Source organism: Rhodococcus sp. IEGM 1351 (assembly GCF_030056875.1).
GTDB lineage: Bacteria > Actinomycetota > Actinomycetes > Mycobacteriales > Mycobacteriaceae > Rhodococcus_F > Rhodococcus_F opacus.
This window is the reverse complement of the sequence record NZ_JASHKU010000030.1, coordinates 39,483-55,342: the sequence shown is the minus strand read 5'-3', so window position 1 is coordinate 55,342 and position 15,860 is coordinate 39,483. Positions and strand designations below refer to the sequence as shown.

The 15,860-nt window shown below is 68.0% G+C and carries 15 protein-coding genes and 1 tRNA gene; 2 read left to right on the top strand and 14 right to left on the bottom strand.

All coding sequences use genetic code 11. From position 1 onward, the window contains the following. Nucleotides 1-35: 35 nt before the first annotated feature. A tRNA-Cys gene (locus QM806_RS35010) sits at nt 36-107 on the bottom strand. A 93-nt stretch (nt 108-200) separates the two neighbouring features. Between QM806_RS35010 and QM806_RS35005 the strand changes: the two genes are divergently transcribed. Both QM806_RS35005 and QM806_RS35000 read left to right on the top strand, forming a co-directional pair. Beyond that, complete coding sequence (locus tag QM806_RS35005) at nt 201-1,451, top strand: multidrug effflux MFS transporter (protein WP_043790418.1); 1,251 nt, start codon at nt 201-203, stop codon at nt 1,449-1,451. A gap of 54 nt (nt 1,452-1,505) precedes the next feature. Beyond that, nucleotides 1,506-2,039 carry a MarR family winged helix-turn-helix transcriptional regulator gene (locus QM806_RS35000; protein ID WP_005252880.1) on the top strand — a complete coding sequence of 178 codons (534 nt, stop codon included), beginning with the start codon at nt 1,506-1,508 and terminating at the stop codon, nt 2,037-2,039. 57 nt (nt 2,040-2,096) lie between these two features. Here QM806_RS35000 and QM806_RS34995 read toward each other — a convergent pair whose 3' ends face one another. The 13 genes from QM806_RS34995 to QM806_RS34935 form a co-directional block, all read right to left on the bottom strand. After that, nucleotides 2,097-2,873 (bottom strand): enoyl-CoA hydratase, encoded by a 777-nt coding sequence (locus QM806_RS34995; RefSeq protein WP_005568032.1) that lies wholly within the window; start codon nt 2,871-2,873, stop codon nt 2,097-2,099. Then, nucleotides 2,870-3,769 carry a 3-hydroxyisobutyrate dehydrogenase gene (gene mmsB / locus QM806_RS34990; protein ID WP_005568035.1) on the bottom strand — a complete coding sequence of 300 codons (900 nt, stop codon included), beginning with the start codon at nt 3,767-3,769 and terminating at the stop codon, nt 2,870-2,872. The genes QM806_RS34995 and mmsB overlap by 4 nt, the downstream gene beginning before the upstream one ends. Before the next feature lie 32 nt (nt 3,770-3,801). Then, nucleotides 3,802-4,872: an enoyl-CoA hydratase/isomerase family protein gene (locus QM806_RS34985; protein WP_283294389.1), complete on the bottom strand. Its 1,071-nt coding sequence runs from the start codon at nt 4,870-4,872 to the stop codon at nt 3,802-3,804. Then, nucleotides 4,869-6,017 carry an isobutyryl-CoA dehydrogenase gene (locus tag QM806_RS34980; RefSeq protein WP_005564058.1) on the bottom strand — a complete coding sequence of 383 codons (1,149 nt, stop codon included), beginning with the start codon at nt 6,015-6,017 and terminating at the stop codon, nt 4,869-4,871. Before QM806_RS34980 ends, QM806_RS34985 begins: the two co-directional genes overlap by 4 nt. A gap of 10 nt (nt 6,018-6,027) precedes the next feature. Next, nucleotides 6,028-7,530: a CoA-acylating methylmalonate-semialdehyde dehydrogenase gene (locus QM806_RS34975; RefSeq protein WP_005564060.1), complete on the bottom strand. Its 1,503-nt coding sequence runs from the start codon at nt 7,528-7,530 to the stop codon at nt 6,028-6,030. A gap of 113 nt (nt 7,531-7,643) precedes the next feature. Continuing rightward, a complete protein-coding gene (locus tag QM806_RS34970; RefSeq protein ID WP_005564062.1) occupies nt 7,644-8,135 on the bottom strand; it encodes a pyridoxamine 5'-phosphate oxidase family protein in 492 nt (163 codons plus the stop codon). 36 nt (nt 8,136-8,171) lie between these two features. Continuing rightward, a complete protein-coding gene (locus QM806_RS34965; protein ID WP_064080702.1) occupies nt 8,172-9,464 on the bottom strand; it encodes an HNH endonuclease in 1,293 nt (430 codons plus the stop codon). A gap of 299 nt (nt 9,465-9,763) precedes the next feature. Continuing rightward, complete coding sequence (locus tag QM806_RS34960; protein WP_005563032.1) at nt 9,764-10,477, bottom strand: copper homeostasis protein CutC; 714 nt, start codon at nt 10,475-10,477, stop codon at nt 9,764-9,766. After that, nucleotides 10,478-11,257 (bottom strand): glucosamine-6-phosphate deaminase, encoded by a 780-nt coding sequence (nagB, locus tag QM806_RS34955; protein WP_005265206.1) that lies wholly within the window; start codon nt 11,255-11,257, stop codon nt 10,478-10,480. Then, on the bottom strand, nt 11,245-12,429 hold the full coding sequence (locus QM806_RS34950) for an N-acetylglucosamine-6-phosphate deacetylase (RefSeq protein WP_064080701.1): 1,185 nt from the start codon (nt 12,427-12,429) through the stop codon (nt 11,245-11,247). Before QM806_RS34950 ends, nagB begins: the two co-directional genes overlap by 13 nt. Beyond that, a complete protein-coding gene (ptsP, locus tag QM806_RS34945) occupies nt 12,426-14,105 on the bottom strand; it encodes a phosphoenolpyruvate--protein phosphotransferase (protein ID WP_283294385.1) in 1,680 nt (559 codons plus the stop codon). The genes QM806_RS34950 and ptsP overlap by 4 nt, the downstream gene beginning before the upstream one ends. Then, a complete protein-coding gene (locus tag QM806_RS34940) occupies nt 14,105-14,380 on the bottom strand; it encodes an HPr family phosphocarrier protein (protein ID WP_005563035.1) in 276 nt (91 codons plus the stop codon). Before QM806_RS34940 ends, ptsP begins: the two co-directional genes overlap by 1 nt. Continuing rightward, nucleotides 14,377-15,642, bottom strand: coding sequence for a PTS transporter subunit EIIC (locus tag QM806_RS34935; protein WP_052023922.1), 1,266 nt, complete (start codon nt 15,640-15,642; stop codon nt 14,377-14,379). The genes QM806_RS34940 and QM806_RS34935 overlap by 4 nt, the downstream gene beginning before the upstream one ends. Between the last annotated feature and the right edge of the window lie 218 nt (nt 15,643-15,860).

Sequence of the window (15,860 nt, the reverse complement as noted above, 5' to 3'; positions counted from 1 at the left end):
AACCGGCAGGTGCATCACCTGCCGGTTCTCACCCGAGCGAGTGACGGGATTCGAACCCGTGTGAACGGCTTTGCAGGCCGGTACCTCAACCACTCAGTCACACCCGCATCGATGATTACTGTGCCCGGCCGGTGCCCCGGGCGCGAGGGTTGCGCTCACGGTGATTCTGAAACCGACATGCCGGGGCGGGAACAAACCACGTGCCCTCGTTGCTGTGTTGCTTCGTGACCGATACCGAAGAACGCGCCGCCCCGACCGCCGACCGGACAACCACCCGTCCCAGCCTTCGGGTGATCCTGGTACTCGGCGCGATGGTGGCCCTCGGCCCCTTCACCATCGACATGTACCTGCCTGCGCTTCCGGACATCGGAACCGACCTCGGCGCATCGTCGTCCGCGGTCCAGCTGACCATCACCGGCACTCTGCTCGGCCTCGCGCTGGGGCAGTTGATCGTCGGACCGCTCGCGGACAGCCTCGGGCGCAGGCGTCCCCTCATCGCCGGTATCGGTGTCCACGTGGTCGCGTCCGTCCTCGCTGTCTTCGCGCCGACCGTCGCCGTGCTGGGTGTGCTCCGCGTCTTCCAGGGCATCGGGGCCGCCGCCGCAGCGGTGGTCGCGCTCGCCGTCGTCCGCGACCTGTTCTCGGGGAACACCGTGGCCGTCGTGATGTCGCGGCTGATGCTCGTGCTCGGCGTCGCACCCGTTCTCGCCCCGAGTATCGGCGGGGCGCTCCTCATCGCCGTCGACTGGCGCGGGATCTTCGTCGTCCTCGCCGTGATCGGCACCCTGACGGCGTTGATCGGGGTGTGGGGTCTGACGGAGACGCTGCCGCCGGAGCGGCGGCGCAAGAGCAGTCTGCGCGCCGTGCTGGGCACCTACAAGAGCCTGCTGGGCGACCGCGCGTTCATGGTGCTCGCACTCGTGTCGAGTGTGGCGATGGGATCGTTGTTCTCGTACGTCTCCGGTGCGTCGTTCGTGTTCCAGGACCAGTACGGCCTGGACGAGCAGCAGTTCGCGCTGCTGTTCAGCTCCGGCGCGATCGCTCTGATCGGCGCCTCGCAACTCAACGTCCGCGCCCTCGCACGGTGGTCACCGCTGCAGATCACGGTGTCGGCCCTCGCCTTCGCGACGGTGGCCGGGCTGGCGCTGGTCACCACCGCCCACTTCGAGTTCGGCGGGCTCGTCGGGTTCGTCGTTCCACTGTGGTTCCTCCTCGCCGGCGTCGGCTTCGTCCTGCCCAACGCCCCCGCGCTGGCTCTCGGCCGCCACGGCGAGGCGGCCGGTACCGCTGCCGCGCTGCTCGGCGCCCTGCAGTTCGGTGTCGGCGCGCTGATCGCTCCCCTGGTCGGCGTGCTCGGCAACACCGGCGTCGCTCTCGCGGTCACGATGACGGCGTGCGCGGGACTCGGGTTGGTGGCATTGGCGGCTGCCGCGAAGGCGGAAGCGCACTGACGACACGTTCGGCAGACTTTCGCGGCCCATCACCCGCCATGGGATGATCGACGCATGCCACCACCGTCACCACTTCATCTCGACCCCATCGAAGAGGCCCACCGGCAGTGGACGAAGCACGGCTGGGGTGATGTCGCCGACGGCATGGCCGCGGTGACCTCGGTGATGCGGGCACAGCAGATCATGATGGCCCGGGTGGAAGAGGTGCTCAAGCCGTCGGGGCTCACGTTCGCCCGGTACGAATTGCTGACACTGCTGACGTTCACGCGCACCGGCGCGCTCCCGATGGCGAAGGCCAGCGCGCGCCTTCAGGTTCACCCGACCAGCGTGACGAACGCCGTCGACCGGCTCGAGACGGCGAATCTTGTGCGACGTGTCCCGCATCCGAGCGATCGCCGCGCGACCCTGATCGAAATCACCGACGCGGGAAGGAAACTGGCCGTCGAGTCCACCGAGCGACTCAACGCCCAGGTGTTCTCGAGTCCCGGGGTGTCCGGCGACAAGCTGGAACAACTGGTCACGATCCTCGCCGAACTGCGCCGCGAGGCAGGCGATTTCGACACCGGAGACGCCCCCACCAAGTGGTGAGACGACTGTCGCCCCGCACCGGATCCCGGTGCGGGGCGACAGTCGTTTTCAGGGTTTCTAGCGGTGTTTGAACACGGGCGAACGCTTCTCGACGAACGCTGCCATGCCTTCCTTCTGATCCTCGGTGGCGAACGTCGAATGGAACACCCGACGCTCGAATCGGACGCCCTCGGTGAGGGTGGTCTCGAACGAGCGGTTGACGGCTTCCTTCGCCATCATCGCGACCGGAAGCGACATCTCGGCGATGGTGGTCGCCGTCTGCAGCGCCTCGTCGAGCAGATCCGCGGCGGGCACGATCCGCGACACCAGCCCGGCGCGTTCGGCCTCCTCGGCGTCCATGTTCCGGCCGGTCAGGCACAGTTCCATGGCCTTGGCCTTACCCACCGCGCGGGTCAGCCGCTGCGAACCGCCGATGCCGGGGATGACACCGAGCTTGATTTCCGGCTGACCGAACTTCGCGGTGTCGGCGGCGATCAGGATGTCGCAGAGCATCGCCAGTTCGCATCCGCCGCCGAGTGCGTACCCGGCGACGGCAGCGATCGTCGGCTTGCGGGCCGCGGCGAGACGGTCCCATGCGGCGAAGAAGTCGTCCAGGTAGACGTCCATGTACGACTTGGGCTGCATCTCCTTGATGTCGGCACCCGCCGCGAACGCCCGATCGGAACCGGTGATCAGAATGGCACCGATCTCCGGATCCTTCTCCAACTCCTCCACCGCCGACACGACCTCGCGCATCAGCTCGGAGTTCAGTGCGTTGAGCGCCTTCGGACGGTTGAGGGTGATGATCCCCACCCGGCCCTTGCGGTCGAGCAGGATGGTCTCGAAGTCGGTCACTGGTCTCCCTTGGTAGAACGGTCGCGGATGTCGTTGATGATGGCCGAGAAGTCCTGACCACCACCACCGGCGGCGTGGAACCGGCTGTACAGCTCGGCGGCACGCAGCCCGAGGTCGGCCTCGACGCCGTTGGTCTTCAGCGCGTTCGCGGCGAGACCGAGATCCTTGTCCATCAGCGCGGCCGCGAAGCCCGGCTGGTAGTCGTTGTTGGCCGGGCTCGTCGGAACCGGTCCGGGCACAGGACAGTTGGTGGTGAGCGCCCAGCACTGGCCGGACGCGTTGGACGCGACGTCGAACAGGGCCTGGTGGCTCAGACCCAGCTTCTCGCCGAGGACGAACGCCTCGCTGATGGCGATCATCGACACGCCCAGAATCATGTTGTTGCAGATCTTCGCGGCCTGACCGTTGCCCGGGTCTCCGCAGTGAACGACCTTCTTGCCCATCACGTCGAGCAGCGGCTTCGCAGACTCGAAGTCGTCCGCCGTGCCGCCGACCATGAACGCGAGCGTTCCCGCGGTGGCGCCGACGACGCCACCGGAAACGGGTGCGTCCACCGAACGGTGGCCCGCCTCGACGGCCTCGTCATGCGCCGCCCGGGCGTCCGCGACGTCGATGGTGGACGAATCGATGAACAAGGTGCCCGGCTTCGCGGCGGGCAGGATCTCCGCGTAGAGCCCGAGAACGTGCTTTCCGCTCGGCAGCATCGTGATCACGACGTCCACCTCACGCACCGCCTCCACGGCCGAATCGGCGACGGTGACACCGTCTTTCACTGCCTGTTCGAGAGCGGCGGGCGCGAGGTCGAAACCGACCACCGTGTGCCCCGCCTTGACGAGGTTGGCCGCCATGGGACCACCCATGTGGCCGAGTCCCAGAAATCCGACGGTAGTGCTCATAGCAGTCCCTCCTGGACGCGTGTAGCTGGTGGTCAATGCTGCGGCTGCGGGGCCGTCAGGCCGAGTTCGAGGTCGCCGAGTGGGGCGAAGAACGCGTCGACCTGCGCCGGGTCGACCTCCTCGATGGTGGCGGGCGACCACTGCGGGTTGCGGTCCTTGTCCACGACCTGCGCCCGGATGCCCTCGACGAGGTCGGGCGAGTTCAGGCAGGCGACGGACACCCGGAATTCGTCGTTGAGGACTTCCTCGAGACTGCCGGCCTGCCGGGCGCGGCGCAGCGATGTCAGGGTGACCGCGCACGCGGTCGGCGACTTCGAGCGCACCTGCTCGGCCGCCTTCTGAGCCTCGGGCACCCCACTGCCGCGCAGGCGGGCGACGATGTCGGCGACACTGTCGGCGGAGTACGCGGCGTCGATCCAGCCCTGCTGGCCCAGCAACTCCGAGACCGGTGCCGGTTCGGTGAACGCGCCGAGCGCCTCCTGAACGGACGTCGTCGACAACGCGTCGATGAACTGCTCGATCTTCTCCGACGGGATGAAGTGGTCGGCGAACCCGCACGCGATCGCGTCGCCGGCGCTGAGCCGGGCGGTGGTCAGGGCGATATGGGTGCCCAACTCGCCCGGGGTGCGGGCGAGCAGGTAGGTGCCGCCGACGTCGGGGACGAACCCGATCCCGGTCTCGGGCATCCCGATCATCGACCGTTCGGTGACGATCCGCACGCTGCCGTGCGCCGACACCCCGACCCCACCGCCCATCACGATGCCGTCCATGATCGCCACGTACGGCTTGCCGTAGCGCGCGATGGCCGCGTTGAGGAGGTACTCCTCGCGCCAGAACTCCCGCGAACCGGTGCCCCCGTCCTTCGCGTCGTGGTAGATCGACACGATGTCGCCGCCCGCGCACAGGCCCCGCTCCCCGGCACCGGTGATCACCACCGCCCGGACCGTGTCGTCGCCGGACCATTCGGCCAGGGCCGCCGCGATCTGCCGGACCATGCCGTGATTGAGGGCGTTGATCGCCCGGGGCCGATTGAGCACGATCCGGCCCAGCCCGCCCCGCTTCTCGATCAGAACGTCCGGTTCCGTGGGTACCGCGTCGCTCATGCCGCTCCTCTGTTTCCGATGACGCTGCGGGCGATGACCACCCGCATGATCTCGTTGCTGCCCTCGAGGATCTGATGGACCCGCAGGTCGCGGACGATCTTCTCGATTCCGTACTCGGCAAGATAGCCGTACCCACCGTGCAGTTGCAGCGCCTTGTTGGCGACCTCGAAACCGGTGTCGGTGGCGAACCGCTTCGCCATCGCACACAGTTCGACGACATCGGGGGCGCCGTCCTCGAGCGCCGCCGCCGCCCGCCACAGCAGGGTGCGGGCCGCCTCCAGTTCGGTGCGCATGTCGGCGAGCTGGAACTGCAGTGCCTGCGAGTCGATCAGCGGCGACCCGAACGCCTTCCGGTCCGTCAGGTAGGCGACGGCCCGCTCCAGCGCGGTCTGCGCGCCGCCCACCGAGCACGCCGCGATGTTGAGCCGGCCACCGTTCAGGCCGGCCATCGCGATCCGGAAACCACCACCCTCGGACCCGAGCAGGTTCGCCGCCGGCACCCGCACGTCCTCGAAGATCACCTGACGGGTGGGCTGGGCGTTCCAGCCCATCTTCACCTCGTTCGGCCCGAAGGTCAGACCCGGCGACCCCTTCGGGACGATGAACGCCGAGATCCCGCGGGGCCCGCTCTCCCCGGTGCGGGCCATCACCACGTACACATCGGAGGTGCCGGCACCGGAGATGAACTGCTTGACCCCGGTCAGGACGTAGTCGTCGCCGTCCCGGACCGCCCTCGTGCTCAGCGCCGCCGCATCCGAACCGGCACCCGGCTCGGTCAGGCAATAACTGCCCAGCTGATCCATCGAACACAGCCCCGGCACCCACGCGCGCCGCTGCTCCTCGGTGCCGAACCGGTCGATCATCCAGGTGACCATGTTGTGGATCGAGATATAGGCGGCGATCGACGGGCACCCCTTCGCGAGCTGCTCGAAGATGCGGGCCGCGTCGACACGAGTCAGCTCGGACCCACCCACGTCCTCGCGGATGTAGATCCCACCCATCCCCAGCGACGCCGCCTTCCGCAGGACATCCACCGGGAAATGCTTGGCCTGATCCCACTCCACAGCGTGCGGCGCGAGATGCTCGGCCGCGAAGTCACGGGCAGTGTCGCTGATCGCCCGCTCGTCATCGGTCAAGGTGAACATGGAGGTCCGTTCAGTTCATGGTGGGGATGACGAAGTGGTTGGTCTCTTCCTTCTTGCCCGAGGGCCAACGCTGCGTCACGGTCTTGGTCTTGGTGTAGAAGCGGAACGAGTCGGGACCGTGCTGGTTCAGGTCGCCGAAGCCGGAGCGCTTCCAGCCGCCGAACGTGTGGTACGCGATCGGCACGGGGATCGGCACGTTGACGCCGACCATGCCGACGTTCACGCGGTTCGTGAAGTCGCGGGCGGTGTCGCCGTCGCGGGTGAAGATGGCGACGCCGTTGCCGTACTCGTGCTCGGTCGGCAGGCGGAGTGCCTCCTCGTAGTCCGCGGCACGGGCGACGAGCAGGACGGGTCCGAAGATCTCTTCCTTGTAGACGCGCATGTCGGTGGTGACCTTGTCGAACAGGGTCGCGCCGGCGAAGAAGCCGTTCTCGTGGCCCTCGAGGGTGAAGCCGCGGCCGTCGATCACGGCCTCCGCACCCTCGTCGATGCCGATCTGGATGTAGTTGTTCACCCGCTCGAGGGCGTCCTTGCTGACCAGCGGGCCGAAGTCGGCGGACTCGTCGTCGCTGCGGCCGATCGTGAGCTTGCCGACCCGTTCGGTCAGCTTGGCAACGAGCGCATCGGCCGTCTCCTCGCCCACCGGGACCGCGACGGAAATGGCCATGCACCGCTCACCCGCGGAGCCGTAACCTGCGCCGATAAGGGCATCGGCCACCTCGTCGAGGTCGGCGTCGGGCATGATGATCGCGTGGTTCTTCGCGCCACCGAAGCACTGCGCACGCTTGCCATGGGCCGCGGCGGTCTCGTAGATGTACTGCGCGATGGGCGTGGAGCCGACGAACCCGACAGCCTTGACGCGGTCGTCGGTGAGCAGAACGTCCACCACTTCCTTGTCACCGTTGACCACGTTGAACACGCCTGCGGGCAGACCGGCCTCGAGGAACAGCTCGGCCAGACGCAGCGGCACCGACGGGTCGCGCTCGGACGGCTTGAGGATGAACGCGTTGCCGGCGGCCAGCGCGGGACCGGCCTTCCACAGCGGGATCATGGCCGGGAAGTTGAAGGGCGTGATGCCGGCGACGACGCCGAGCGGCTGACGCATCGAGTACACGTCGATGCCGGTTCCGGCGGATTCCGTGTACTCGCCCTTGAGCAGGTGCGGGGCGCCGAGGGCGAACTCGATAACCTCGAGGCCGCGCTGGATGTCGCCCTTCGCGTCGGGGATCGTCTTGCCGTGCTCGGACGACAGGAGGCGCGCCAGCGAATCCATCTCCTCCTGCACGAGCTGGAGGAACTTCATCAGGACGCGGGCCCGCTTCTGCGGGTTGAACAGCGCCCATTCCCGCTGAGCATCCACCGCGTTCGCGATGATCGCCTCGGTCTCGGCCTTGTCGGCGAGAGGCACACGCGCCTGCACCTCACCGGTGTTGGGGTCGTAGACGTCGCCGAACTTGTTGGAGGCACCGGGGACGCGCTTGCCGCCGACGAAGTGGGATAGCTCTTGAACCATTGTGCGAACCCGTTTCTTACTCGATGATGAGGGAGTTCCGAATATGTAGCCCATCCTATAGTTGGATGTCCATGTATGTCCAGACCGTGTCATGTCGCGGCAGGAGTGAGCAGTCAGTGCTTTCGCACGACGTGCTCGGGCTCGCCCGGTTTCCAGATGGTGATGTCCATGTGGCCGTCGCCGACCTCCACTGCCGAGCCACCGGTGAGATCGGCTCGGTAGCAGTGATCGAATTCCTCCCCCCGGATGTCGAACCCGGTCTCGTCGAACAGCGCCTGCGCGAAACGCTGGTGCAGGGCCTTGTCCTGGACGTCGTCGACGACACCCCACAGTTTTGCGTCGCCCTCCTTCACCTCGGTGTCGACGGTCGCGGTGTGGAGGCAGAAGCGCGGATCGCGAGCCAGATCCCGGAACTTCGTGGTGTTCGGCATTCCGGCGATCCACAACTGATTTTCGAAGAATCTCGGCTCGACCGGGCTGATCCGCGGGAATCCGTCGGAGCGAAGCGTGCCGAGCATGCAGAGGTTTCCGGTCGCCGCATGTCGACGGGAGAAGATAGCGGCAATCCGCGGAGCAGCTTCGGCGAACTCGTTCCAGCTGGCCATGCACACGACCCTACGACCAATCCCGTGGCCGCCGGATCAAGACGCACGCAATTGTGCGATGAGTACCGCCTCGACTCCCGACTGCCGTGCCGCGGCCGGGAGCGGTGGCGCGGTTGATCGGTAGTGGTGCCCGGTCGGGGTGCCGACGTCGAGGAGATGGGTGCGGCCGGGGTTGTGCACCGGTCGGGCCGTCCAGCCTGGTGCTTCCTTCGCGTAGTTGCAGGCCTCGCAGAGCCCGGACCCGTTCTCCGCGCTGGTGGCACCGGATTCGCGGTGTGAGCGGATGTGGTCGTGGTGTCGAATCGGGGCGTCACACCACGGGGTGCGGCACGTCTGATCCCGCAGGTCGATCAGCGTTCGCAGGCTTTTCGGAAATGTTCGGGATTGGGATTCCAGCGCGGTCAACGACCCCGACTGTGGGCATGCGTAGATGCGCTGCAACGACGTCTCGGCATCTCCATCGATGGCGTCGGCGACCAGTTGCCGCGCGATCCCCGCCGGCACCGGCCCGAAACCCTGCAGCTGCGCCGCCTCGTGCCCGCCGGTCAGCAACGTTTCGTCGGAGAGCACGAGGTTCACCGTCACCGGAATACCCGACGTCACTTCGGCTCCGGTGCCCCGGTCGAACAACAAGTCCACCATCAGCTGATTGCGGGTGCGGCCACCGCCGTTCCCGGTGGCGATCAGGCTGTCCGCGTCCCGCCCCAGGGTCGCCTGCAGGCAGACCGCCTGCTCAACCGGCATCAGCACACTCAGATACGCCATCGAATCCGGCGCGGGGCGTGTTGTGACCCGTCGTTCGGACACGGCCTTGCGGTGCCGGGCCACGACCGCGGCGGCGTCGAGTTCCACCGCCAACGCCTTCGCCCGTGCGATCAGACTGTTTGGGTCCGAACACAACCGGCGGTCCACGATGCCCCGATCCGCGGCCGACAGGCACGCAGTCTCCCGCACCAACAGGGTGGCGCGCCATTCGTTCAACCGACCCGACCGCAGCAGGGCCAGGGTGTGCGGCATCTCGTGCACCAGCGCCAGCGCGAATCCGAGATGCCGGCCGCCGCGGTTCGGGGATTCTCTGCGCGCAAACGCAATCTGCGACCCGACGCCCCGGGCCCACTCGGATCGCGGGAGCCTCCGAGCTTTACGGTCCTCTCGGATACTCGTCGCGACATCGTCAGTGATCACCGCCTGCACCGCACACCCGACCGACTTCAACGTCTCGATCGCATCGAGCAGTTCGATGCCCAATCCCGCATCGCCACTCGTTGTCTCGGCACATTGCAGGCGCGCCGTGAATGCGCGCAATTCCTCGAGAAGTACTGCCCCCACAACAAACCTCCCCCAAGGTTGTTCGAATATCTGTTCGATACTAGCAACAACCCTTGCCAGTGGCAATAGCCCGCGTCGACGCATCAGAAAGGCCCGCGTATGTGTACTGGGGTGGGGCCGAATGAAGGGACCGTCGACCGACGGGCACAACGCTGTATCGAGAACGGTCGCGACCCGCGACACGCCGCTGTCAAGGCCGCCAAGGGCGTCACCCGTCGCTGCCATGCAGGCATTGTGGACTAGCGAGTGATTCAGACTTCGCAGGGATCTCGACAGGGGGCCACAGGGAACCGTCGAAGTCAGATCCCCAGCGCCGCCGCCGCTGCCCGCGCGAGGGTTTCGTCGACGGCGTCGTAGCCGCCGGACCCGCCGCCCGGACCGCCGCTGTCGTTGACGGTGCGGCGGGCGGAGAGATGCACGGCGTCGACGCCGGTGCCCGCGACCGCGGCGATGTCCTCGACGCGGATCCCGCCACCTGCCATCACTTGGATCCGGCCGTGCGCGTGGGCGACCATGCCGGACAGGGCGTCGAGGCCGTCGATGCACCGCGGCGCTCCGCCCGAGGTCAGGACCCTGATGATGCCCGACCGCGCGAGCGTATCGACGGCGGTCGCCCGGTCGTCGACGACGTCCATCGCACGATGGAACGTCACCTCCACCGCGTACGGGTCGATGCCGTCGAGCAGGCGGCGCAGAGCGTCGCGGTCGACGGACATGTCGGGCGTGAGCGCACCGAGCACCACCCCGGACGCGCCGGCGCCCACCGCGGCCCGAACGTCGCGAGCCATCACGGCGATCTCGTCGGCGTCGTAGACGAATCCACCGGGCCGGCAACGGATCAGCGGGTGCACCGCGATCCCCTGGGCCGCAACCGCTTCGATCATGCCGATACTCGGCGTCAACCCGCCGGTCGCGCCGAGTGCGGTGCACAACTCGACGCGCACCGCGCCGGTGTGTCGGGCGATCCGGGCGCCCGCGACGTCCTGGACCGCCAGTTCGAGTACGGGTGTCATCTAGAACGACTGCCAGGAAGGCTTGTGTTCCAGCGCATACCGGTAGTAGTCGGCGAGTTGCAGCTTGCTCGCTGCGGCTTCGTCGATCACGACGGTGACGTGCCGGTGCAGCTGCATCACCGATGCCGGGCAGAACGCGGAGAGCGGTCCCTCCGCGGCGGCGGCGATCGCCTCGGCCTTGCCCTTGCCGAACGCGATCATCACCAGGTGCCGGGCCTCGCTGATGGTGCCCAACCCCTGAGTGAGGACGTGGTGTGGGACGTCGTCGACGCTGTCGAAGAACCGCGCGTTGTCGAGGCGGGTCTGCTCGGTGAGGGTCTTGACGCGGGTGCGTGAGGTCAGCGCGGAGCCCGGCTCGTTGAATCCGATGTGGCCGTCGGTCCCGATGCCGAGAAGCTGCACGTCGACGCCGCCCGCGTCGGCGATGGCCGCGTCGTACCGCGCACCTTCCTCGGCGATGTCGGGCGATTCGCCGTTCGGGCTGAGCACGCGGTCGGTGTCGAGGTTGACGTGGTCGACGAACTCCGAGCGGATCACCGAGAAGTACGACTGGTCATGGGTTTTCGGAAGTCCGACGTACTCGTCCAGCAGGAAGGCGCGCGCGTCCGAGAAGTCCAGTCCGGACTCACGGTGCCTGCGGGCGAGTTCCCGGTAGCTTCCGAGCGGGGACGAGCCGGTCGCGAGGCCCAGCGTCGTCGGACCGCGTCGCACGTACCCCTCGACGATGTCCGCGACGGTCGAGCTGACGTCCGACGGCGTCTGCCGGATTACGATTTCCATGCGAGTCCTTCCCGTTCGGCGGGTATTCCGCCGACGAACACGCCGCAGGGGCGCAGTTGGTGATCGGTCACGACGATATCGGCGCGGCGGCCCGGGGCGAGGCTGCCGCGTTCGGACTCCAGGCCGAGCAGCCGGGCCGGAGTCCTGGTGGCGGAAGCGACGGCGTCGACGAGTCGGATACCGCTGTCGACGACGGCGGTGCGGACCACGTCCAGCAGCCGTGCGGTGCCGCCTGCGATGGCCCCCTCGGACCCGTCGGTGGTCGCGAGCCGGGCGACACCGCGCGAGACGCGCACGTCCAGGGGCCCGAGCTGGTAGTCGCCGTCCGTCACACCGGCGGCGGCCATGGCGTCACTGACGAGGACGATCTGGTCGGGCCCGACGGTGTCGAACACCATCGACACGGTCTCGGGCGCGAGATGCACCCCGTCCGCGATCAATTCGACGACGATGTCGCCGCGACCGGCCGCGGCCAGGAATGCCGCCACCGGTCCCGGCGCGCGATGGTGCAGTGGTGGCATCGCGTTGAACAGGTGTGTGGCGGTCAGTGGGCCACCGGCGGCGTCGGCGATCCTCGCGGACGTGGTCGCCGCGTCGGTGTCGGTGTGACCGAGGCTCGGTAGCACGTCGCGCCGGCGCATCGCGGCGAGAAGTTCTCCGAAGTGCGCGGTCTCCGGCGCGAGCGTCATCGACCGGACGGTGCCGCGCGCGGCATCGCAGATCCTCTCGAACAGGCCGGGATCGCCGGGGATCACGGACGCGGGATCCTGCGCACCGCACCGGGCACCGGAAATGAACGGACCCTCCAGGTGGATCCCGAGGAGCTCACCGCGTTCCACCAGCTCGGCGAGGATTCCGGCCTGCCGGAGCAGGTCCTGCTCCCCTGCCGAGACGAGGCTGCCGAGCAGTGCGGTGGTGCCGTGCTCGCGGTGATGGTCCGCGGCCCGCCGGGCCCCGTCGGCGTCGGCGTTGGGAAACCCCGCGCCGGCGCCGCCGTGGCAGTGCAGGTCGATCAGGCCCGGCAGCAGTATCGACGAACTCGGTTCCGGTAGCGGCACTTCTCCGCGGTACCGCACGGCGGACCCGACCCAGGAGATTCGGTCGCCGTCGGTGACCACCACACCGTCGGCGATGACGCCGTCCTCCACGACGACCTTGCCCCGCAGGATCATCGAGGCGCTCCGGATGTGAGAGCGGCGACCGCCGATCGTGCGGCCTGCGGGGACCGTGCGCCGCGTGCGGCGACCGCCATCTCCCGGCACAGGCCGAGGCCGGTGGCGGCCAGACTGGCACGCACGGCACCCAGCGACGGAGCCACCATCGACAGGCTGGTGACGCCCAGCCCGACCAGCACCGGGGCCAGCGCGGGATCGGACGCGGCCTCCCCGCAGACGCCGACGGGTGTGCCTGCCTCCGCTCCTGCCGCGCCGACCAGGCCGATCAGGTCCAGGACGGCGGGCTGCCACGGGTCGAGCAGTGGCGCGAGACTGCCCGCCATCCGGTCCGCGGCGCACGTGTACTGGCTCAGGTCGTTGGTCCCGATACTGACGAAATCGAGGTGCTCGAGCAGGTCGCGTGCACGCAGCGCTGCCGAGGGGATTTCGATCATCGCCCCGACCGTGGCGATACCGGCTGAGCGGGCGAGCGCGGCGAAGCCCTCCGCCTCCTCCGCCGTCGCCACCATCGGCGCCATCACCCACAGGTCCGCGCCGGTGGTGGCCGCCGCGGCGCCGAGAGCCTCCAACTGGGTGGCCAGGACGTCCGGGTAGACGGTGCCGACCCGCAGCCCCCGCACGCCGAGTGCCGGGTTCTCCTCCGCGCCGAGGTCGAGGAACGGCAGTGGTTTGTCGGAGCCGCCGTCGAGGGTCCGGACCACCACCTTGCGTCCCGCGAACTGCTCCAGCACCGACGTGTAGGTGGCGATCTGTTCGTCGAGGGTGGGCGCGATCTGCCTGCCGAGGTATAGGAATTCGGTGCGGAACAGCCCGACGCCCTCGGAATCCGCGGTGGCGGCGCGGGTGGCGTCGTCGACGGTGCCGATGTTGACGAGCAGTCCGACGGGTGCCCCGTCCCGGGTGCGGCCGGGTCCACTCATGGCCGCGACCCGCGCTCGCGCCTCCGCGACCTGCTCGGCCACCTCTGCCTGCCGAAGGTCGCCGGGGTCGACGACGATCTCGCCGGTCGTCCCGTCGGCCACCACCGGTCTTCCCTCGACCAACCGGTCGAGGTCGGCGCAGTTCACGATCGCCGGCAGACCGAGGGATTTCGCCAGGATCGCAGTGTGGCTCGTCGGCCCGCCCTCGGCGGTGAGCAGACCGACCACGTCGCTGCCGCCGAGCATCGCGGTGTCCGCGGGCGACAGGTCCCTGGCGACGAGAACGAACGGGTACCCGGGATCGGGGATGCCGGGCATCGGCACTCCCAGAAGCACCGCGACCGCGCGATGCCCGAGGTCACGCAGGTCCGCGACGCGTTCGGCCAGGTACCCACCGAGGGCCTCGAGTGTGGCGCAGTAACCGTCGAACGCGACGCTCACGGCGTGTGCCGTCGGCATGCCGGCGCGAAGGTTCTCCTCGGCGGCGGACACGATTCCCGGGTCGCGGGCCATGGCCGCCGACACGAGCAGGATCTCGGACGCGACGCCGTCCACCTGGGCGGCGCGGGCTTCGAGGTCGCCGGACACGGTCGCGAGGGCGTCCCGCACACGGGCGGTCTCGGCCGTGATCGATTCGCCGACAGGGTCTTCGGCCGACGTCGCGACCGGTGTCCCGAACGAGAGCCAGGGTGCGCAGACCAGCCCCGGACTCACCCCGAGGCCGTGTACGAGAACTTCCGTAGCCGTCGACATCAGGCGGCGTCGAGGTCGGAGGCGAGCAAGTCTGCGAGGCGGTCGAGGGCCTCCTCGCTGCCCTCCCCTTCCGCGGTGATCGTCACCTCGGTACCGAATTCGGCGCCGAGGGTCATCACCGCGAGCATGCTGCCTGCGTCCACCGGCGCGGACTCGCCGACCGCGATCTGCACTGCGACCGGTACCGCCGCGGCGGCCTGAGTGAACTTCGCAGCGGGACGGGCGTGCAGTCCGACCTTGGAACCGATGAGGACCGTTCGTGTAGCCATGCTCACTGACCTGCCTTCTCAGTGTCGGCGTTCGTGTCGGCGTTCGTGTCGGTGTTCGTTTCCGCGTCGTCCTCCCGACCGGGAGTGCGCAGGTTCCACTTCTTGATGACGAAGCTGAACAGGACGTAATAGATGACCGCGTACCCGAGCCCGATGGGGATCAGCATCCACGCGTTGGTGGCCTTGCCGAAGTTGAGCACGTAGTCGAAGAAGCCTGCGGAGAACGTGAATCCGTCGTGGATGCCGAGCGCGTTGACGAGCGCCATCGAGGTGCCGGTGAGGAACGCGTGGATCAGGTACAGCGGCCAAGCCACGAACATGAACGCGAATTCGAGGGGCTCGGTGATGCCGGTGAGGAACGCCGTCAGCGCGGTGGAAAGCATGATCCCACCCACGACCTTCTTCTGCGACGGCCGGGCGTTGCGCCAGATCGCCAGTGCGGCAGCGGGAAGGGCGAACATCATGATCGGGAAGAAGCCGGTCATGAAGATGCCTGCGCTCGGGTCGCCGGCGAAGAACCGGTTGAGGTCGCCGCGGACCAGTTCGCCGCTCGCGTCCTGGTAGTCGCCGACGAGGAACCACACGGTGGAGTTCAGGATGTGGTGCAGTCCGGTCGGGATGAGCAGGCGGTTGGCCATGCCGTAGACGCCGCCACCGACGACGGAGTTCTCGGCGACGGTCTCGCCCACCCACGTCAGTGCGGAGTTGAAGGCCGGGTACAGAAACGCCATCAGGACGCCGACGACGAGACCGGTGACGGCGGTGAGGATGGGAACGAGCCTGCGCCCGTTGAAGAATCCGAGGTAGTCGGGCAGTTTGGTGCGGTAGAACCGCTGCCACAGAATCGCGGACAGCAGACCCATCACGATGCCTGCGAGCACACCGTAGTTGATCAGCGCCTGGTCGCCGTTCGGATCGGTCTTGCCTTCGAGGACGACCGGCGACATGGCCTCGAACACGCCGTTGATGACCATGTATCCGACCACGGCGGCCAGGGCGGTGGAACCGTCGGCCTTCTTGGCCCATCCGATGGCGATGCCCACCGCGAAGATGAGGGGCAGCCAGGTGAACACGGCCTGGCCGGCTGCGGAGATGACGGACGCGGCGGTGTGCATCGAGTCGAATCGGCCGAGGAGGTCGTCCTGGCCGAGCCGCAGCAAGATGCCGGCCGCGGGAAGTACCGCGATCGGCAGCATCAGGCTGCGTCCGAGGCGCTGTAACCCGGCAAACACCGCTGATTCCTTTTTCGGGCTGTCTACGACAGTCATATCGGCCTTCTCTGTGTGCGCTTCGGTCGCCGAATCGGCGTCTGGCGAGTCCCGAAACCGGTGGCGGCGAGCGCGTCGTACGGCTTCGGGAAAACTATTGTGGACCAGCACCCCCAACGGGTACTGTCCGGTCATAACCAGTTGCTAGTTTGACCAGGTGAGCACAGGATGTCAACAGGCAAATGTGATCCAGCTAACCCATCCGGCACCATCACCTG